The sequence below is a fragment of the Paraburkholderia sp. A1RI_3L genome (assembly GCF_048957895.1).
Taxonomy (GTDB): Bacteria; Pseudomonadota; Gammaproteobacteria; order Burkholderiales; family Burkholderiaceae; genus Paraburkholderia; species Paraburkholderia kururiensis.
On record NZ_JARCHA010000003.1, the window covers coordinates 661887 to 682209 of the forward strand.

General features: G+C 60.7%; 12 protein-coding genes and 3 pseudogenes. 10 read left to right on the top strand and 5 right to left on the bottom strand.

Annotation, left to right across the window (positions count from 1 at the left end):
* Position 1: 1 nt before the first annotated feature.
* The 7 genes from PXJ20_RS12775 (at position 2) to PXJ20_RS12805 (ending at position 8825) form a co-directional block, all read left to right on the top strand.
* Positions 2-1318, top strand: coding sequence for a TrbI/VirB10 family protein (locus PXJ20_RS12775; protein ID WP_421030875.1), 1317 nt, complete (start codon positions 2-4; stop codon positions 1316-1318).
* Positions 1315-1566, top strand: a complete 252-nt coding sequence (locus PXJ20_RS12780; RefSeq protein ID WP_421030876.1) for a DUF2274 domain-containing protein — start codon at positions 1315-1317, stop codon at positions 1564-1566. Before PXJ20_RS12775 ends, PXJ20_RS12780 begins: the two co-directional genes overlap by 4 nt.
* 228 nt (positions 1567-1794) lie before the next feature.
* Entirely contained in the window at positions 1795-2952 is a 1158-nt protein-coding gene (locus PXJ20_RS12785; RefSeq protein WP_421030877.1) for an AAA family ATPase, read from the top strand.
* Positions 2949-5171, top strand: coding sequence for a S8 family peptidase (locus PXJ20_RS12790; RefSeq protein ID WP_421030878.1), 2223 nt, complete (start codon positions 2949-2951; stop codon positions 5169-5171). The genes PXJ20_RS12785 and PXJ20_RS12790 overlap by 4 nt, the downstream gene beginning before the upstream one ends.
* Before the next feature lie 76 nt (positions 5172-5247).
* On the top strand, positions 5248-7047 hold the full coding sequence (locus PXJ20_RS12795) for an ATP-dependent nuclease (RefSeq protein WP_421030879.1): 1800 nt from the start codon (positions 5248-5250) through the stop codon (positions 7045-7047).
* Between the two features lie 85 nt (positions 7048-7132).
* Positions 7133-7414: a UvrD-helicase domain-containing protein gene (locus tag PXJ20_RS12800; RefSeq protein WP_421031014.1), complete on the top strand. Its 282-nt coding sequence runs from the start codon at positions 7133-7135 to the stop codon at positions 7412-7414.
* Positions 7415-7439: 25 nt separating this feature from the next.
* Positions 7440-8825, top strand: a complete 1386-nt coding sequence (locus PXJ20_RS12805) for a UvrD-helicase domain-containing protein (RefSeq protein ID WP_421030880.1) — start codon at positions 7440-7442, stop codon at positions 8823-8825.
* A 177-nt stretch (positions 8826-9002) separates the two neighbouring features.
* On the opposite strand, the gene PXJ20_RS12810 is transcribed toward PXJ20_RS12805, so the two are convergent.
* From PXJ20_RS12810 to PXJ20_RS12825, 4 genes and pseudogenes are all read right to left on the bottom strand, one after another.
* Positions 9003-11588, bottom strand: coding sequence for a hypothetical protein (locus PXJ20_RS12810; RefSeq protein WP_421030881.1), 2586 nt, complete (start codon positions 11586-11588; stop codon positions 9003-9005).
* A complete protein-coding gene (locus PXJ20_RS12815) occupies positions 11581-13230 on the bottom strand; it encodes a hypothetical protein (protein WP_421030882.1) in 1650 nt (549 codons plus the stop codon). Before PXJ20_RS12815 ends, PXJ20_RS12810 begins: the two co-directional genes overlap by 8 nt.
* 816 nt (positions 13231-14046) lie before the next feature.
* On the bottom strand, positions 14047-14208 hold the full coding sequence (locus PXJ20_RS12820) for a hypothetical protein (protein WP_420873188.1): 162 nt from the start codon (positions 14206-14208) through the stop codon (positions 14047-14049).
* Positions 14209-14228: 20 nt separating this feature from the next.
* Positions 14229-14509: pseudogene (locus PXJ20_RS12825) on the bottom strand (transposase); the annotation flags it as partial.
* Between the two features lie 797 nt (positions 14510-15306).
* On the opposite strand from PXJ20_RS12825, the gene PXJ20_RS12830 reads away from it, so the two are divergent.
* Entirely contained in the window at positions 15307-17004 is a 1698-nt protein-coding gene (locus PXJ20_RS12830; protein WP_421030883.1) for an FAD-dependent oxidoreductase, read from the top strand.
* 95 nt (positions 17005-17099) lie between these two features.
* Here PXJ20_RS12830 and PXJ20_RS12835 read toward each other — a convergent pair.
* Positions 17100-18147: pseudogene (locus PXJ20_RS12835) on the bottom strand (IS3 family transposase).
* A gap of 531 nt (positions 18148-18678) precedes the next feature.
* On the opposite strand from PXJ20_RS12835, the gene PXJ20_RS12840 reads away from it, so the two are divergent.
* Together PXJ20_RS12840 and PXJ20_RS12845 are read left to right on the top strand one after the other, a co-directional pair.
* The gene (locus PXJ20_RS12840; protein WP_421030884.1) at positions 18679-19917 is read left to right on the top strand and encodes a DUF937 domain-containing protein; all 1239 of its coding nucleotides are present in this window, start codon (positions 18679-18681) and stop codon (positions 19915-19917) included.
* A gap of 1 nt (position 19918) precedes the next feature.
* Positions 19919-20323: pseudogene (locus PXJ20_RS12845) on the top strand (polysaccharide export protein); the annotation flags it as partial.

Here is a 20323-nt window from a genome sequence, read left to right on the forward strand (position 1 = left end):
CATGAGCCAGGACAACACCCCGGACGTACCGATCCCCGATGCCGCGCCGAAGGTCGCGCCGGAAAATGTGGCGCTGCGGGCGCAGCCGCGCCCGGTAACGCGCCTCAACCGCCGCACGCTGGCGCTGCTGGCCGGTGGCCTCGGCGTTGCGGTGCTCGGCGCAACGATGTGGTCGTTGCAGCCGAAGCACTCGCGCGGCAACACCGATGCGAGCGAGCTTTACAACGTCGATCGCGTATCGAAGTCCGAAGAACTCGGCCAACTTCCCGCCGACTACTCGAAGCTGCCGCCGCAGCCAACACCGCTGTCGGCAAAAGTGCCAGAGCTAGGGCCGCCGCTGCCGGGCGATCTCGGCCCGGCTATCGTCCAGTCGCAGCAGCCGGCGGTGGCGAACTACGCGCCACCCGGTCAGGACGCGGCGGCGGCCGAGCGCGACGCGCTACGCAAGGAGGCCGAAGCGGCAGCGGGTTCGTCGGTATTTTTCCGTTCCAGCAACACGCAGCGCGCCGCTGCCGCGACCGCTGCGCCCACGCAGACCGCGACGGCTGCGCCCGCATCCGGTCTGGCGGGCTTCGACCCGCAGGCCGCAGGCCCGGCCTCGACGGCGGCGCAGCCGGCCGATCCGACCGCCGTGCAGAACCGGCAAGACCAGAAAGAGGCGTTCCAGAAAGCCGAAACCACGCAAACCCGTAATTCCGGCAGTCTGCAAACGCCGGCCTCGCCGTATCAGGTGATGGCCGGCACCGTGATCTCGGCGGCGCTGGTGACGGGTATCAAGTCCGATCTGCCGGGCGACGTGATCGGCACCGTGACGGCGCCGGTGTACGACACGGCGACCGGCCGTTATCTGCTGATTCCGCAGGGTTCGCGCATCCTCGGCAAATACAACAGCCAGGTCGCCTACGGGCAGAGCCGTGTGCAGATCGTGTGGAACCGCATCATCCTGCCGGACACGTCTTCGCTCACACTGGACAACCTGGCCGGTGCCGATCCGGCTGGCTATGCCGGTCTGGAGGATGGCGTCGATTGGCATTGGGGACGCATTCTGGCGGGTGCCGCGCTGTCCACCCTATTGGGCGCGGGTTCCGAGCTGGCCGTCTCGAACCAGGGCAATGCCAACGGCAATACCGTGATCGCGTTCCGGGATAGCGCTCAGGACACGGCCAATCAGGTCGGCCAGGAATTCACGCGCCGCAACCTCAACATTCAGCCGACCTTGACCGAACGGTCGGGCTTGCCGGTCAGCATCATCGTCAACCGCGATCTGGTGCTGCGACCGTACCAACCGCTGTTCTTCAACCGAGGGACTTCACGATGAGCACGACGCGCAAGCTGCGGCTGGGGCCGCTGCCAAAGACCGAAAGCATCAAGCTGACTTTCGCGTGCCCGTCCAGCCTAAAAGCTGACCTTGACCGCTACGCCGCGTTGCACGCGCAAGCATATGGCGAGGTTTTCGATGCCACGACGTTGATTCCGCACATGTTGGAGGCCTTTATGGCTGGGGATCGAGGGTTTCGGCGGACTAACAAATTCCCGGCCGCGAAGCCCATCGCCAAAGACGGCTGACGGCTATCTGTCGCGCTTCCGATAAGTCGCCGCTGACTGCGCCCCTGGGCCTGATGCGGTGGACTGTGCCACCTCCACACCGTCGGCGCCTGCCTCCTGTAGGAGGTAGATCGGCGCGATGTGCCCATTTCCGATCTCCTTCACAGCCCGCTGAAAAGTGTGAGACAATACGCCTAGTCCGTTTGTTGTTCAGTTAAATGTATTTAAAATCAATGGGTTGCAAGTGTTATGGGCGAATTGAGTGGTTTGAAGGCTGATTTAGCCCAGGTTGTGCGATTGGCACTGGCTGAGCAGACGGAGGATGTTCGTCTGTTCGCTGCGAGGCTGGTCAGAAAGTATCGGGGCACTGAGCCAGAGTTGGCTGAGCAGGTGGATTTATTCCTTCGCGCCAAGCCGCATCGAGCAGGGGCGCCATTGCGCAAGGCGGCCGCGCCGTCATTCACCGAACAGGTGCTGCCGGTGGATGATGAATCGCGTTTGTCGCTGCTTAAGGTCTTCAAGGACTCTCCGGATCGCGAAGCGCCACTGCTGTCTGCCAGTCTAGAAGAGTCCCTTGGTCAGCTAATTCAGGAGCGCAAGCAAACAGCCCGTCTCACCGCACTGGGCTTGACGCCGACGCGCTCTGCTATCTTTGTTGGTCAGCCAGGTGTCGGCAAAACGCTAACAGCGCGTTGGTTGGCAGCTCAACTTGGCGTGCCGTTGTACGTACTCGATCTGACTGCTGTGATGAGTAGCTTGCTGGGACGTAGTGGCAGCAATCTGCGCGCAGCGCTGGATTTTGCCAAACGTGTCCCCTGTGTCTTATTGCTGGATGAGATCGATGCGATCGCCAAACGTCGTAGCGACGACACTGACGTCGGCGAACTCAAGCGGCTGGTGACCGTGATACTGCAGGAGGTTGATGAGTGGCCGGCGACGGGGATGCTACTGGCAGCAACCAATCATCCGGAACTGATCGATCCAGCGCTATGGCGTCGATTCGACCTCGTGGTCGAATTCAAGGTGCCAGAGGCAGCAGCAGTCAAAGAGGCAATCAAACGCTTCCTGGGGCCGGACTTCGCCCTGTTTGGGCGTTGGATCGAGATTCTGGCCTTCGCGTTTCGCGGCCAGTCTTTCAGCGACATCGAGCGTGAGATACAGCGTTTCCGACGTGCCGTGGCGTTGGGGACGACACCAGATGCTGACTTGATCGAAGAGTTCATCAAGGCGCGCGCCCTGTCGCTGGATCGCCAGGGGCGCATTGATATGGCGGTGCTGCTGGCAAAACAGACGCGCCTGTCTCAGCACAGCATCTCGGATATCACTGGCGTGAGTCGAGACACCATTCGCAAGTACACAAGCGACGGATCGACCGTCGCGCCCAAAAAGCGGAGGCGTGAGGCGTGAACCAGACCAATTTCCTGATCGGGCGCGGCGAGTTGCTGACCCATGAAATCAAGGGGCCGAAGCGCGGCATGGACAAGGCCGAGGTCTACACGCTGCAGCAGGCGAGGAGTCGACTGACACCGCAGTTCGTCGACGTTGCGGCAAGTCTCGACAACTTGCCCGACAACGCCTGTCCGGGGGATTTGGGCGTGGCACGCCTCGCACTCAATCCTAGTTACATCGCGCGCTCCTTCTTCCCGGTGGCCATGCTGCGCAGCGTAGGTCTTGAATCGGTCGGCAGTAGGGCGGTCAAACTGACGCCGGAGGGCTGGTCGAAGAAGGGTCCGCCGCGGGAGTCGACCACCACAGAGCTATTCGTGGTGGGCAAGCGCCAGGCCTTCCGTCAGCTGAAGGACTGGGCAGGGCAACTGGAGGAGGGATCGAACGAGGCGAAGGATCTGTCGCATATCGAGCGGATTTCCGCGTTCGAGCCGAAGGATCGTATTGTTTCGCTCGGCGAGGAGAAAGATCGCTTCTTCGAGGTGGGCATCCATCTGCTTCCTGGCGACAACGATCAGTTCGTGCAGAGAGCATTTGCCAAGTACGCGGCCGATGTCGGCGTGAAGATCCATGCCGACTTGGCGTTTAGCGCTGGCAATCTGTGGTTCCTCCCGGCCGAGGGCACGCATGACAACGTCGTGCGTCTTGCTGAATTCTCTTTAGTGCGGGTGATTCGTTCCATGCCGAAGCTGCGTGGCATGCGTCCCGTACAGCGCTCGGCGGGTGTGACAGTGCCATGCAGTCTGCCGACGGAACAGCCGCTATCGTCCGAACCTAAGGTGGCGATCCTCGATGGCGGTCTGCCTGAGCAGCACGGCATCGCACCATGGTTGCATACCTACCGCGTTCTCGATGAAATGGCGGCCGACGATCCGGGCGGCCTGGAGCATGGCCTTGGCGTGACATCAGCATTCCTGTTTGGCCCAATTACTCCCAACAGCATCGCTGCGCGCCCTTACTCTTACGTCGACCACCTGCGTGTTCTGGATCGCGAGACTGATTCGGAAGACCCATTGGAGCTGTATCGCACGCTGGGGCTGGTCGAGGAAGTGCTGCTGTCGCGGCAGTATCACTTCATCAATTTGAGTCTTGGGCCGGACCTCCCAATCGACGACACGGACGTGCATGCCTGGACTTCCGTGATCGACGACCTGCTCAGCGATGGCGAGACGTTGATGACCGTGGCTGTTGGCAACAATGGTCAAATGGATCGGTCGGTAGGAAATGCCCGTGTGCAGGTGCCTTCCGATTGCGTCAATGCGCTATCTGTCGGCGCTGCCGACAACACGGACGCGTCATGGTCGCGTGCCGCCTACAGTGCCATCGGACCGGGGCGCAGCCCCGGCGTGGTAAAGCCGGACCTCATGGCCTTCGGTGGGGATGCCGCCAACTCCCAGTATTTCCATGTGCTGGCACCTGGTGCGAAGCCGACACTGGTGCCGCAGTTGGGCACCAGCTTTGCGTCACCGTATCTATTGCGCAATGCTGTCGGTGTTCGAGCGATCCTCGGTGCAGATTTGACTCCGCTGGCCATCAAGGCCTTGCTTGTTCACGCTGCGGATTCATCCACGCACGACAAGCTCGAAGTCGGTTGGGGAAAGGTTCCGGAAGATTTGATGGATGTCATTACATGCCCAACCGGCGTGGCGCGGGTGGTCTATCAGGGCGAGCTGAAGCCGGGAAAATATCTGCGTGCGTCACTTCCTCTGCCTGCCGGTGGTTTGCAGGGCAACATCCGCCTGAAGGCGACCTTCTGCTATGCGTCGCCGACAGACCCGCAGGATGCCGTTGCCTACACGCGGGCCGGCTTGGAAATCGTGTTCCGGCCCAGCGACAAGAAAGTCAAGGAAGGCAAGAGCAACGCGGACACGAAGGGCTTCTTCGATATGAAGAAGTACGCTACGGAAGAGGAGCGTCGTTCCGACATGGGAAAGTGGGAGACGGTCCTGCACGGTAACAAGTCCATGCGTGGCACTAGCCTGGATAACCCCGTGTTCGACATCCACTACAACGCACGCGAGGCCGGTGCGCCGACGGCGAGTGCGGAGAAGATTCGCTACGCGCTAATTATCACCGTCGAGGCGCCCAAGCACGCGGATCTGTACAACGACATTTTGCGCGCTTACGCCAAGATGTTGGTGCCCATTCAGCCGAAGGTCGCCCTGCCTATTCGTGTGTAGCGGCAAATGCGGAGGGGAACATCTCATTGCCACGCCGTGCCGGCTTCGATAGACAAAATTCAAGAAGAGATGGGGCATGAAACTCACAAGAATTTACGTTAGCAATTTTCGCAACTTTCGCGAGGTGGACATCGTCGTAGATGGAAACATCGTCATAGTCGGCGAGAACCGCGTTGGTAAGAGCAACCTGCTTCATGCCTTGCGACTAGTTTTCGATCCAAGCTTGCCCGACAGCGGTCGACAGCTTGGGCAGGGCGATTTCTGGGATGGGTTGGGAGAGCCACTCGAAGATGAAGAAATCACTGTCTCCGTAGAATTGCAGGAGTTTGAGGACGACCTGGATATTCTCGCCCAGCTCACGGACTTTCGACTTGACGACGATCCGCACACGGTACGGCTTACCTACAAGTTTCGGCCGATTCCTGGGTTAGAGGGGGCGCCGGAATGCGACGACGACTACGAATTCATCTGCTTCGGCGGTGAGGTCGAAACGAAACGGTTTGGGCATGAAGTGCGCCGGCGCATTGCTATGGACCTCCTGCCGGCGCTGCGCGATGCTGAAGGCGATCTAGCGACGTGGCGCCGTTCGCCTTTGCGGCCCTTGCTCGAACGGGCTTTTGCAGGCGTGTCTGGCGAAGACCTTGAAGGCGTTCGCGATGCCGTCCAAGCAGCGACGGGACGACTGGCGGACTTCCCTTCGGTGCAGAGCCTGGAGCAGGCCCTACAGCAACTGTTTGCGTCGATGAGCGGTCCCAAGCAGGATATCGAACCCGGCCTGGGGTTCGGCACGACCGACGTGACACGCCTGTTCCGCAATCTTCGGCTACTGATCGATGGCGGCCTGCGCACGATTAGCGAGGCCAGTCTCGGCTCGGCCAATGTAGCCTTCCTGACCTTGAAGGCCCTGGAGCTTCGCCAGCTGATGAGCCAGAACTGGCGCGACCACACGTTGCTGGCGATCGAGGAGCCAGAGGCCCACTTGCACCCCCATCTGCAACGCTCTGTGTATCGCCATCTATTCGAAGGCCTCGCAGGCGAGGAGGCGAACGAACCTCTCTCGCTACTCCTGACAACCCACTCGCCGCACATTGCGAGTGTCGCGCCTCTGCGCTCCCTGGTGCTGCTGCGCGACACGCCTAACGAGGGCACCGTTGCGGCCTCGGCCGCGTCGATCGACCTCACCGATGACGAGGAGGACGACTTGGCGCGGTACCTGGACGTGACGCGCGCCGAGATGCTGTTCGCTCGGGGGATCGTCCTGGTCGAAGGGGATGCAGAGAAATTCCTGCTGCCAGTGTTTGCCGCCTCGATGGGGCACGACTTCGATCATCTCGGCATCACGGTATGTTCGGTGGCGGGCACGAACTTCACGCCGTATGCGAAGTTCCTTGCGGCGCTGGGCATACCGTTTTCGGTCGTGACAGATTGGGATCCGCAGGAAAACCGGAGACCTCTCGGTTACAACCGCTCGTGGCGGCTCGTGAAGACGGTTGAAGAGGCGCGAACAAGCGAGGACCAAGACGAGCTCATCGGGGAACTCAAGATGATCGAGAGTTACAACGATTTCTCTGACCGATGTGAGATGTATGGGGTCTTCACCAACGTCGATACATTGGAAGTCGATGTGTTTCGCGACGAGGATTTCACTGAGGCGATTATCGAAACACTCCGAGAGCAAAGTCTAAGCGAGGAGCGGCAGGCCTGGGTGAGCCAATGGGAAGACGACCCCAAGACCTTGGATCGAGAGAACTACCTGAAGCTGATCGAGGCCGTCGGAAAAGGACGATTTGCACAGCGTTTGGCGTCTCGCATAGAGGGTATCGCACCACCCCCCTACATTGCGCGCGCAATTACCTACGTGGTCGACCGTGTCTGATCGCGCGGCCTACCTGCGGGCGGCTGCGCAACTCCAGCGTAACCCGGGGCAATGGGCGGCATACGAGTCCCGTGGCCATTGCGTCGTGCTGGCGGGGCCCGGGAGTGGGAAAACCAAGACGCTCGTGACGAAGTTGGCGCGTATGCTCGCGGAGGACGTGCCAGAACCACGCGGCATCGCCTGCATCACATATAACAATGAATGCGCGCGCGAGCTAGAAGATCGGCTGGCTTCACTGGGGGTTGCGCCAGGCGGACGTGTGTTTGTCGGGACCGTGCATTCCTTCTCGCTTACGCAGATCCTCTTACCCTATGCCAAGGTTGCCCGATTGGGTCTGCCTGAGGGTTTCGGTGTGGCCCCGAGCTGAGCGACAGGCGGCGCTGGTCGAAGCGGTGAACCGTGCGATAGAAGCGCCCGGCAATCCTCAAGACTGGGAATTCCGGCTTGGCAACTATCGCCGATCAATCTTGAATCGCGACAGTCAAGAATGGCGTGATACCGATCCGGAGCTTGCGCGCCTTGTGGAGACCTACGAAGCACAGCTACGTCGCCGCGGCCTGATCGACTTCGATGACATGCCCTTGCTGGCGGTGCGAGCGCTGCGTGACAACCCGTGGTTGCAGCGGGCGCTGCTCGCCAAATACCCCGTGCTCGTCGTCGATGAGTACCAGGACCTTGGTATCGCGCTTCATCGCATGGTGATGGGGTTGTGTTTTCGAGCCGGTATGCGGCTCTTTGCGGTGGGCGACGTTGATCAGTCGATCTATGGATTCACTGGCGCTCGCCCTGATTTGCTCCGTCGACTGTCAGAGCGCGAGGACGTGGAGACTGTGCGCCTGCGGCTGAACTACCGCAGCGGAAACCGTATCGTCGTGGCGTCGCGCGTGGCCCTGGGTGAAGAGCGTGACTACGAGGCGGCTGATGCTGCGGCGCAGGGAACGGTTTACATTCAGCCGGCAGGCGGCACCTATGAGCAGCAAGCAGCCCGGCTTGTCGGCGAGTTGCTGCCGCAGGCGCTCAGGCGTCACCCGCAACTTAGTTACCGCAACGTTGCAGTGCTTTATCCGGCCGCGTGGATCGGCGACGCCGTAGCCGAAGCGGCGCAAGCTGCCGGAATACCAATCGTGCGCACAGACGGCAACGCCCTCTACTCACGCTCCAGTCGCGTCATGCAGTGGTTGGAACTGTGCGGTCAATGGTGTTGTGGTGGATGGCGAACGGGGAAGCCGCGTTTTGCTCGCCTGGCGCAGGAGGGGCGGCGACTGTTCGCGGAGGCCATACATAGCGATAGCCAGGCGATGGACTTTCATGGTCGATTGATTGCCACGCTGTGGGATAGCCGGGATGCGAGCATGAATCTACATGGTTGGCTTGCAAGACTGTCGATGGACGTGATCGAGCCATTCGCCTCCGAATGTCCTGCGTTGAGGGATGAGATGGACACATTGGCTGTCTTCGCTGATCGGATCGCCCCGACGGGAGATCATGCAGATATGGTTCTGGGCGAGCTGGCTGGCGACGGTGAGCATTTGGACCGGCTAACACTGTCGACGCTTCACAGCGCAAAAGGCAGGGAGTTCGATGTGGTGTTCTTGTTCGGTATCGACCGCGGGCGGCTACCACGCAACGGTGTTGGTCCGCAGCAGGTCGTCGAGGCGCGTCGAGTGTTTTACGTAGGCTTTACCCGGGCCAAGTCTGAGGTTCACTTGGTGTACACGGCGGGGCGTTCCTCGCCGTTTGTGGAAGAAATTGAAAATCACCTGGCCGAGGATGCTTGACGGCCCCGTATTTGACGCCGGCAGCCTTCCGACGGGGGGCAAAGCTGCGGTACGAAGGTTAGGGGAGGCGCTTGAGCCAAGTAGCGATAGGCTGTGTGTGCGGAGACAAGCTGTCCCGCTTTCATCATCCCCTGTTTCAGAGTGATCTCTGGGCCATAGATGATCGTCACCTGTTGATCAGTTGGCTGGCGCCCCACGAGCGCGGCTCTCTGTGCGCCAGGCAAATCGCATAAACCTGCGCTCTACGTCCAGTTCGCTCAGGCAGATATCCTGTGCGGTTACATCAACGACGACGCTGAACCGGGGCGGGCTGGAATGGGGAACATGTATTAGGTCGCCGGGCTTGATCCCTTCTCGGTCGAGGTAGGCCATGGCGGGGGCTGTGGCGACTTCTAGACCGGTTGCGATGTGATGCGCGAGCCAAGTTTCGCCATGGGCGCTTTCGTCAGCAGTCGGCGTGCTTGTCATTCGCACGCTGGAGGCGAGCCGCGCTGTGTCCTCGTCATCGACGGCGATGGCCGGGAACAGGTCATAAAGATATGCGTAGGCCAAAACCAAATTGTCCTTTGTAGCTTGCGGCGCCATGGGCTCAATGCGCTTCAGAAGGCTGTGACCAATGTCCCAGGCCAGCCACGCCAGCAGTGCCCGCACTTGACCGAGTTCCACGACTTCGTCGATCTCGACGTCATGGACGCAGACATCGCGCGCGATACCCCGTGCGCGCCCGAAAAGGATGACCATCGACTGCGACAGGAGATCCTGACGGGTTTCCGAATCGATGAACCCTCCCATGCGGCGCCACTGGGGCTGGTGGCGAAGTCGCCTGAACTCCCTCACAAGGGAAAGCACCGCGACAAGTTGGACCACCCCGGTTCGCGCCTTGGCCGCGCGCACCTCAGGTCTGGTCTCGCCTTGCGCTGCCTTGAGTTGCTTGATCATGCGACGGACGACTTGTTTGAGCCGCCTTCTGACGGCGTTGACCGCCTGTTGGGTCAACGCTGCGGGAGGCTCTTGGCTGGCGCCCTCATGTTCAGTTCCCACAAGCTCCTCTTCCGAGAGCTGCGGTGTGTCGGTGCCAGACGAAGCCGATCGTGGCAGACCCTGACCCAGGCGGTAGAGGAGAGCATCGAGCACGTCGATCAGGCTCCCGGCTTGCAGAAGGCGCTTCTTCTTTCTCTTTTTGGCACTGACACCTTCGCCGACGTGGACGGCGAGCGATGCCGGACGTGCCGAAGCAGTGGCGGCTTGTTCCCCGGCACTAGGGCGTGCGGCGCCAGGAAGTGGTGACACTACTTGTTCCGGGTCGTCGAAGATCGCCTTCTCGATTTGCTGAATAAGCAATTCGATGTTCGCACCGCTGAAGTCCAAGCCGGCCAAGGCGTCCTGAAGTGCGGCTCTATGCGAGCGTACTGCGCCACGGCCCAGAGCCGCATCGTGGTGGACGATCACGCGAAGGAGCTTGCCACTGCGGCCACTCAGCTCCAGCCACCGCACTTCATGCGCCCGCTCGCCCAGCTCTGCGATTGCGCTCCCATTTTCAGCACGTCCAAGGTCCACAGGTGCGGTGTGGGAACCGTCCTGAAGGTGCATGACGAACTCCGCGAATCCTGCAGAGTCCGACGCCGGGATCAAGACTGCCGAAGTCCCCGTAGCAAGCGCGACGATCCGGACTGGAACGCTTGGTGCGTCGGCGTCGTTCTCATCATCCTGATGTGTGATCGGTATTGAGCGCAGGTCGGCGTCATCCATTGCGCGCGCCGTAAAGCCCTGCGCAAGATCGCTGGCGAAGCGTGAGCTTGCCACTTCAAGCTTCGGCCGAACGAGCATGGCCTCGAAGTTGGCGCGCGTGCCTCCAAGCCACGCAGGCCGGCTCGGGTTTGCGCTGCCTGCAACGAGCATATGCGAGTCACCGAAGTCGAGAAGGAGCGCCTTAGCGTGAAGATAGCGGTCTGTATTCTTCTCCCAGAGCTTTCGCGCATTAACGAATTGTGAACGAAGCCCTTTCGGACTGCCGCCGAGCTTTACGGTCTTGGGGTCGATGATCACCTTGATCGAGGCGCCGGGCCAGCGGCCCTCCAGCGCTTTCAGGAAGGCGTGTTGGGTATCGAAGAAAGCCCCGGTGACCACCACGCGCCTGGGAGCCACCGGGATCGCCAGGTCAAGCTGTTCGAGCAACGACGGTCCGCTGCTGGATTGTCCGAGCAGCCGGATGTCGGAATGCTTCGACTGTGCGGCATCTGCCTTCGGGATAAGTTCGCCGATCCTATGCGCGGCCTCCAGTACGGACGGGGCCAGCACCTCCTCTTGAGTCCGAAGCCATTCTTGGAGCAGGCTCCAGACATGGCCTAGCAGCAGCTTGTGGGCGGGGTCGCTATCAGGGCGCACGTCGATGTACGTCGTTACCTCCCGGTTAAAGCCGAAGCCGGACAGCGTAAGGTTGTGGCTGCCAATGAACACGATGCAGCGTTTCTTGCTGGCAAGCAGGCAGATCTTTGGGTGGAAGGCGCCGGGCGCGGCCATGGGAATGAGCGCGTACGCCGAGCCAGCCAGGCGCGGCCTCAAGGATGGCGTTGCCCACGAGCGCGCGCACTGGACAGCATCCATCAGCACCACGTTGTGCCGTGACTCGGCCGCCTGCAGACGCCGAAGCACGACCTCTTCGTAGAATGGAAGCGTCGCATTGAAGGTCGTCACCAAAGAGGCTTCGAATTTCGCGCCTTTAAGGGCCGCCAGCAGCGAGATGTCATCGTTGGTGTCACCCATGGGCACTCTCGAAGAGTTGGTCGCCAAGCGCTGTGACACGCAGGTCCCCGCTGCCATCGGGCTCGCGGGCCAGGGCGCCGACATCCCACAGGATTTTGATCGCTTGTCGGATGCGGGGATTGGTCTTGGCGGGGACGGGCACGTCACCGCGTGCCTCGATTCCCCGCTCGGAGGGATGGATTCGGAAGGTAGCGGTCGAACTTTGTCGCAGCTTGCGCAGTGCGACGTGCAGATGAGTTTCTAGGACCCAGCCGACCAGATCTGCAACGACTGCTGAAAGCGCCATGTCGTTCCATTTCAAGCAGCGCACCCGAAACGATCTCAGGTTGATCGGGGAGTCCTGAAGCTGCGTCGGGTCCATGGCCAGTGGGCCATAGGCGGGGGCATCCTGGTTTTCTCGCATGCGAAGAAGGGCGAGCACGTTCACGACTGACGCCAGAAAGGCGGGCTCCAAGTCCAATTGTTGGCGTTCTCTCGAGACGCGGGCAGCAGCCCACGCCAACTCGTGCCCGTCGGCCATGAAGTCGGCCAGCGCCGGTGCCCCTGATTCCAGTGAGCTGCACAGCGCGCCGAAAGTCTTTGCCTTCAGTTGGTTCAGTGCCCTGGCGAGCTCGGGGTGGCTCGTTAGCGACTGGCTGAACTCTTCGATGGAGCTCGGCGGTGTCGGCTCCGTTGTCAACGCGGCGAGCGAGATGGCGAAGGCCTTCTGCATCGCAATGGACATCAGGTCATTGCGGACGTAGTAGGCCCAGGCCGACCGGGTGCGGGCCAAGGGTGGGGGGGGCCGCCATGCCGTGCCGTCCGCAAGGGTCTCTGTGTAGACGGCTGCGCGGAAAGTCGGTTCGTCAAGGGCTGGGAGTTCTGCCGCCTGCAATGCTCCGGCCAAATAGAGCAAGAGCGCCAGGCTCTTGCGCCGCTGGACGCCTTCTGCCTCGAACTCGGACTTCCGGTCGAAGAGGATGTCGAGCAACGCATCGCGTTCGCCTTGCCGTTGGGGCAGGCAACACGGGCAGAAGTCATGGAGCGCATCCAGCGTCTGCGCTGAAACGGTGTCTGCATCTACGGCTCGCCAGAAGGCACGACCGTCGACACCCATATCGAACGCTTGCGCGATCGGCTCGCCACGCTCGTGTGTATAGCTCAGCCATGGTTTTTCGACTGTGGCCAAGATGTCGAGCTGCGTCAACGTTCCCGCATAGTACTGACCGAGGCCGCCAAGCCTGTTGGCAAAATAACGCTCGCTGGAATCCTCTCGGGTCGCGTAGGTCGAGAGACGAACCGACTGCCCTTCGCCGACTAACTTGACTGCATCGTTGAGCGTGTCTCGCCCGACCATCGCAGGCCCGTGGCGCGCTGCGTCGTCGCCCATGACTTGCGCATGGCGCTCGGCGATCATCGTAAAGAGGCAATCGGCTTTCCGGTAAGCATCTAGGAACGCGTTGAAGTTTTCGCGGTGCGTGTCGCGCTCCGCGTATGACCGGATCAGCCATGGATAAAAACTGTAGTACCGGGCTCTGTCAGTGACGTTTGTAATGCCAGGGAGCAACTGGGAGTAGATCAGGATGCACGGGCCTTGCGTACCGACGTGGTCTAGGCCACCTATGATGTGCGGAGGTAATACCCAACTCGTTTTGATTGCCATGGATTTTGGTTGAAATTCAGCCTCGGCGGCCTAAACGACAGTCACCCCTATTGGCGACCAAGCGCCTGCTACTCGTCGAGAGACGACGTCGTGGTTGGATCCCCGCTCCAACCAGCCACGCAAAGCCTAAAGGATTCAGAGCAAATCTCGAACGGCCGTCCTTGGACTTTATTCCCTTCATTCCGCCCTGTCCCGCTAATTGTACGTATTTTGTAACGCACATCGAGCGTACCCTCTGAAAATTGCGCACTTCGAGACTGAGACGAACCGCGCTCTTGAAATGTCAACACTGCTCAAGCCTGTGAGCAGTGGCCGCCGCCATCGAGAAGCTGTCAAAGCCAGCGTCGGCGAACGGATTGAAGACCGGGGAGGGGACAAGGCTCGCTGTCTCTTGTATTCTTATGAGGTGATTGATGATGGTGTCGCCAGAGTCGTCGCCCCGCGAATCGCTCCATCTCCCCCGCCAGTAAAAGGTGGCGGCTTCTGACGGTAAAGGCGACGGTAAGGCCTCGTGTCGATCACAGCTAATCCCTTTATCCACGCGGGCTTGCGAGACCTGTTGATGATCGAGTGGGAGTAATTTAGGATCCTCTGCAGAGGTCCGTCGATCCCCTGATTTTCCCCACGAAAACAGGGGTTTATCGACTATCTTGGTCCGCTGCCGTCCGTCGGCAGCCCCGCGTCGCCGACGGCATGAGCGACGGTATAGCATCTTTCTCTGCAGACAATCCATTTTGGTACCGTCACGGCGCGTAACGGTATCAAACACGGTATCAGTTCACGGAGTATTGCATGCTTACGGACCTCGAATTGCGGTCACACGCGCGGTGCACCGTAATGCACCCGCACTTGCGTGATCTCCCTGATGCGCATTCCCAGTGCGCTCTGATCCCGCGCGACCGACTCGTAACGGTAGACCGTGCGGGACAGTTGCAACAACGCGTAGGTCTGCCGCTGGCTCGCGCCGAAACGCTGCATCAAGTCCGTGACCCGTTCACGGCGCCGGGAAGGCCTCAGAGCTTTTTTGAAAGACATCCTGCAACATGGCCTTGTCCAGCGACAGATCGGCCACGAGCCGCTTGAGCTTCGCGTTCTCTTCCTCAAGCTGCTTCAGCCGGCGCAGCTCCGAAGGCAACAGCCCGCCATATTTCGTCCGCCGATTGTAGAACGTCGCATCGCTGATCCCCATCTTGCGACATACCTCCGCGACCGGCGTGCCCAGTTCGGTCTGCTTCAACGCATAGGTAATCTGTTCCTCGGTGAACTCGCTCTTCTTCACAGCATGACCTCCTCGTCTTGGTGACAACGTCATGCCGGAATTTTCCACTTCCAAGTGGGACAGTTTTGTGGGCCAAGGTCAGGTCCATAACGCACATCGCATGGCGCTTGCCGGCGAATCGCTTCGCAAAACCCGAGACAGTTTGACCAGCAAAAAGGACCAGGAGTAAAAGACAACATCCCCGCGTCGTCACGCCCGCCCCGCTCGTAATGACGTGGAATTGCCCCTCGGTTCAGCGGGGAATGCTCGCTCGCTTTACCGCGGAACGGCTACTCGAATTGCCTTGGAATACGCAATCGGGCACCGCGTGGTAGTTCAAATACCTCTGTAATACTCGTCGCAGCCACCGACCCACCACAGCTCCATCGATGGAGCCTTTCCAGCCGGGTGGATCGCTGTTGCGTTCATCTGCCAGCAGTCACTATACTTAGCTCACTTCCAAAGTGAAAGAGCGATACAGCTCTCGCCCATCCGCAGCATAGCGGAATCGTCAGTTTCACTCCGAATCGCCCTCCCTTTTTACGTTGAGTCAGCACGTCTGGCGTTGAGTCAGCACGTCTGGCGAGCTGCCACCGAAACAAGCGCGGTGTGGGCTTCCGTCCTGTATGGCCATCACGCTTTTCATCTTTCATTCATCCGGTCACGTGCACAAATCGTTTTGCAGTGCGTGACGAGGTGCTCCGAATCTGTGTGAAACGCGTCGATCCCGTTAACGCCAATGGGCCGCTTTGCGGCATTCATCTGCCAGTACGAGGCCGCGACCCGTGCCCTGGGCTTACTACTTCCTTCCGATCACCATGAACGTTCCAGGATTCCTGCCAGACACGCTGCCGTACATCGATACGCTGTACGATTACGGCGCCTTCCTCGCCCGCACCGGCGAGCGTCTCGGTGTGCTGCCGGCAGAATGCGCATGCGATGCGAGGATCGCGATCATCGGCGCGGGAATCAGCGGGCTGGTCGCTGCGTCGGAACTGCTGCGCGCGGGCGCCCGCCAGGTGTTTGTGTTCGAAGCGAACCCCGCGCGCATAGGCGGACGGCTGCTGACACAGCCGATCAATCCAGATCATCCGCGCCTGCTTGCCGAAATGGGCGCGATGCGGTTCCCGCCTTCGCAGGCCGCCCTCTACCACTACCTCAACCGGTTCGGCATCGACAGTACATTCGCGTTTCCCAATCCGGGCGTCGTGGATACCGAGATCCATTACCAGGGGCGTGCATACCGCTGGATGGCCGGCGATGCCCCTCCCGCGCTATTCGATAGTGTCGACCACGGCTGGCGCTCCTTCATCCGTGACGGCGCACAGCTCGACGGCGGCGTACGGTTGCCCGCACCGGCGGAACTCACGGCACTTTTGCGTGCGCATCGCTATGACGACGCACAGCGCGGGTGGCAACAGTACATCGACCAGTTCGGTGACGAGTCGTTTTACTCGGCGATCGTCACGATCTTCACAGGCGCGACTCCACCCGGTGGCGTGCGCTGGCGCAAAGGCAAAGATCTGCGTCTGTTCGGCACGCTCGGCATTGGATCGGGCGGGTTCCAGCCGGTCTACCATGCATCGTTCCTCGAAATCCTGCGGATTCTCGTCAATGAGCTTGAGGTCGATCACAGGCTGATTCCTGCTGGCATTTTCTCTCTCGCGCAAGGGCTGCTGGACGACGGCGCCGACGACGCCCGCGTGCGCGACTGTATTGTCCACACTGCCGTGCACGGCGTGACAAAGCGCGCAGATGGCAAGTTTGTGCTTGCGCTTGATGATGGGGCGGCGCAGTCGTTCGATCGCGTCATTGTCGCGACAACCACGCGCGCGATGCAGGTTCGTATGGGCATCACGGATACCTCGAACCTGTTCGCGCCAGAAGTGATGCGAGCAATCAAGGAGACGCACATGGTGAGCTCGTCAAAACTATTCATCCTGACTCGCGACAAGTTCTGGCTCAGGCATGGGCTACCGCACAACATTCAGACCGATACGCTGACGCGCGGCATCTACTGCCTTGACTACGCACCCGACGATCCCTACGCGCACGGCGTAGTGCTGATCAGCTACACGTGGGAAGACGATTCGCACAAGATCCTGTCGCTAACCGACAAGATCGAGCGATGCAAGCGGCTCGTCGCGGAGATCGGTGCCGTGTCGCCCGCGTTTGCCACGCATCTGCGCCCGCTCGACAACGACTACGCGCGCAACGTAATTAGCCACGACTGGCTGTTGGACCCATACGCGCTGGGCGCTTTCAAGCTGAACCATCCAGGCGAAGACGTCCACTCGCAGGCACTGTTCTACCAGTTCCAGACGGCGGCTGATCCGACCGTGGACAGCGGGATCTACCTCGCCGGGTGCTGCTGCTCGTTCACCGGCGGGTGGATCGAAGGTGCGGTGCAGACGGCAATCAACGCCGCAAGCGCTGTGATACATAGCCTCGGTGGCACTCTTGCCGAGGGGAATCCGCTTGACGCGATGCGCAGCCGCTACCGATACGGCGACTGATAGGATTATCGGTCCGGCTCTGGATAGTCCTGGAGACCTTTCGCTCTGACCTACCCCCGGTTTGAGGTCGGTCGGAATCGGTGGAGGCCAACGCGTTAAGCAGCGGCGCGATCCAGATAGAATCGCTGCGTAAATGCGGCAGGCGACAGGTAGTCCAGACGGGGCCTGCGTGCGCTGCCGGTTGTAAAACATTTCGATGTATTCGCTGATAGCGAGTCTGGCCTGCTCGCGTGTAGCGAATCGCCGATGGTAGATTAGCTCGCTCTTCAGCGAACCCCAGAACGATTCGATCGGTGCGTTATCGTAGCAGTTGCCGCGGCGGCTCATCGACGCGCGCATGTCGAACTGCCTGACGATTTTCTGGTAAGCCGATGAACAATATTGCGAGCCGCGATCGGTATGCTGAATCAGGCCGGGCTTCGGACGTCGGTTCGAGACGGCGCGAAACAGCGCGAAACAGCGCGAAACAGCGCCTGCATCACCAGGTCCTTCGTCATGCGTTCACTCATCGCATAGCCAACGATTTCGCCGCTGTACAAGATATAACCATCCTTCGTCGGTCGCGATGTATGTGATATCGCCACACCAGGCCTGATCGGGCGCCGAGACGTCGAAGTCCTGTTGCAGCAGGTTCGGTGCGACGGGCTCATGCCTTGAATTGGTGGTGGCCTTGAACTTGCGCTTCTGTCTGCACCGCAGGCCCAGTTTCCTGCGCAACCGCTTTATCCGACATACGCCCACATGAATTCCATGGCGCTCAAGGTGTTTCTGCAGGCGCTCGGGGCCAAAGCTTTCGCGCGTGCGCTGATGGGCAGCGAGAATTTCGGCTTCGAGCCGCGTACCTCATCGCGACTCTCTCGCGGAGCACGTCGCGAATCTTCTTAACAGATCGCGCTCCATTTTCGCTTCCGCCAATTCCCGCTGCACGCGTGCACGCTCGGCCTCAAGTGCCGTTTGCGGCTTCTGCTCCTTGCCGACTTCCTGCAGCTTGCCCACTCTCGCTGAACGGACCCAGTTCGCCAACGTCTTGAGAGGAACCGACAGCCGCCGTGCCGCCTCCCAAATACCGACACCTTCACAGAGCGCCAGCTTGACTGCCTGCTCACGAAATTCGCTTGTGTAGACCGCCTTCGATTCAGCCATACCTCCGTTTCACGATTGTACGAAACGTTGGCCTCTACTTTTTCCGACCTACCTCATTCGCAGGGGGGGCAAATTTCAGAGGTTGCGGCACCCTCGAAAAGGTATTGACCGGAATCCCACCTACGCTCGTGCGTAATGCAATGTCCGAATGTGCCGCGCGGTTGTTTTTTTGTTGCATTCCGTTGTAAAGACTCTCTATACTTGAGCCACACATCACAGCGTCTCGTGATGCCCATTATGATCCGCAGCATAGCGGAGCAGGGAATCTACCTCGAAATCGTCATGTGCCGTCTCGCGGCACGATCCGGCGACTTATCCCGTTGAAATCAATGTTGTGGCTGGCTCCATCGGCCGCGCTTCGTTCGTCCATACGCAGATTTCACGCGTGTGGCGGCCGGGTATTGTCTGTTAAATAAATTGATTTTTCGAGTGTTCTGCGCTTTCAATCAATTCATTCGTTTTGAATTTTTATTTAAATGAAAGAGCAATAAAGAAAAAGAGAAGTTTTTAAACCGCAAGGAGAAACTGTGTATGACGTATCCCGACATTCTTCGGACGTTGCATAACCTGGTTGCGACGCCGGTCAGCGAGCAGGCTCCTCCGTTTCTCGGAGAGGCGAGGAGCGATGTGAAGGATGCAGTGGATTCGCTTTTGCCGAATCTTCTTGCGGCGATCATCCACCGGGGTCTGGCGACTCCCTCGGGCGCCGATGCGCTCACGGCTGTGCTCGATTCGCCGCGGCTCGACCGGTCGCTGGTGCGCACGAATCTGGACAATTTCTTTTCGGGCGGCGCGGTGACGGAATCCAACATGAAGGCCGGTTCGGCATTGCTCGCCGAGCTGTTCGGCGACCGTGTCCCCGCCATGGACCACGCCGCGGCGAGCATGGGCCACCTGCGGCTGGAAAGCGGCCACGCGTTGCTTGCGATGGTGGCGCCGTTTGCCTTCGCCGTGCTTCGACATGCCTGGGTGACGGGCCCCGACGGTGCGAGTCGCGCGTCCCTTGTCAGCCTTCTGCATGCACAGCGGCAGGCGATTCACCCCAGGTTGCTGGACCGGTTCCTGCTAGCGCTGGGCATTCCGTCTGCCGTGGCCTGGCTCGACTCGACCCTGGAGCCGAAGGCGGCAGTGGCTCGCCCCGGGACAGCCATGCCTTCGGGAGCTAAAGACGAGGACCGGCCCCGGCATCGCGTGCTGTGGGCGATTCTGCTGTTGCTCATACTCGCGGCATTGCTGGCCCTGGCCTATTGCACGAATCGTATTCCGGGCGCAGACAAGACAGCGGCCACGACGGCACCTGTGGTGTTGGTGGGGCCGGCATCGTCCTCCGCACCGGCATCGTCGCCTGAACCGGCTTCGTCTACTCCTGCGGCGTCTGCCGCCTCCGCACCCGACGCTGCCTCCGAACCTGCGTCGAGCCCCGCGGCAACCTTGAAGCCGGGGCCGGCTCCGGTGGCGCCATTGCTCGAAGTGCGCTTTGGTTACGCCAGTGCAGCGTTGCCCGCCGATTTTGCGCAGACCGCTTCCGAATGGATCGCGTACGCGAAAGATCATGCGGATGCCACGTTCGAGGTATCCGGCTTCGCGGACAACACCGGCGAGCAGGCATTGAACGAGCGTCTTGCCGACCGTCGTGCAGAGGCTGTCATGGCCGCACTGGTGAAGGCGGGAGTCGGCGCGGCGCAACTGTCCAAAGGGGCGTCTCAAGTCGTGAGCGAGACCGCCGACGCGACCGTGGCCCGGCGCGCCGAGGTACGGCCGAAACAGTGATATGCGTACCAGACCTGTGTTTCGCGCAAGCGTACTGGCCTTGTCGTTTGTGTGCGGCGCGTGCGCACTCGCGCCCACCGACGGCCCGGCAACACGCGACATCATCGCGCAGCAGCAGTCCCCCGCGCGTATCGAGGTGGTCGACCTGACGCCGGACGTCGTGGGCCGGATGCGCACGCTCGACACGCGCCGCACGTTCGCCGACCGCTTCACGCCCGCACCATCACGCACGGACGTGCTGGGGCGTGGCGACATTGTCGCCATCACGATCTGGGAAGCCCCGCCGGCAACGCTCTTCGGCAGCAGCACGGACACGGCTGGCTCGATGGCGCCGGCCGCGGCGAAAGCCACCGCGCTGCCGGAACAGACGATCGATTCGAACGGCAGGCTGATCGTCCCGTTCGCG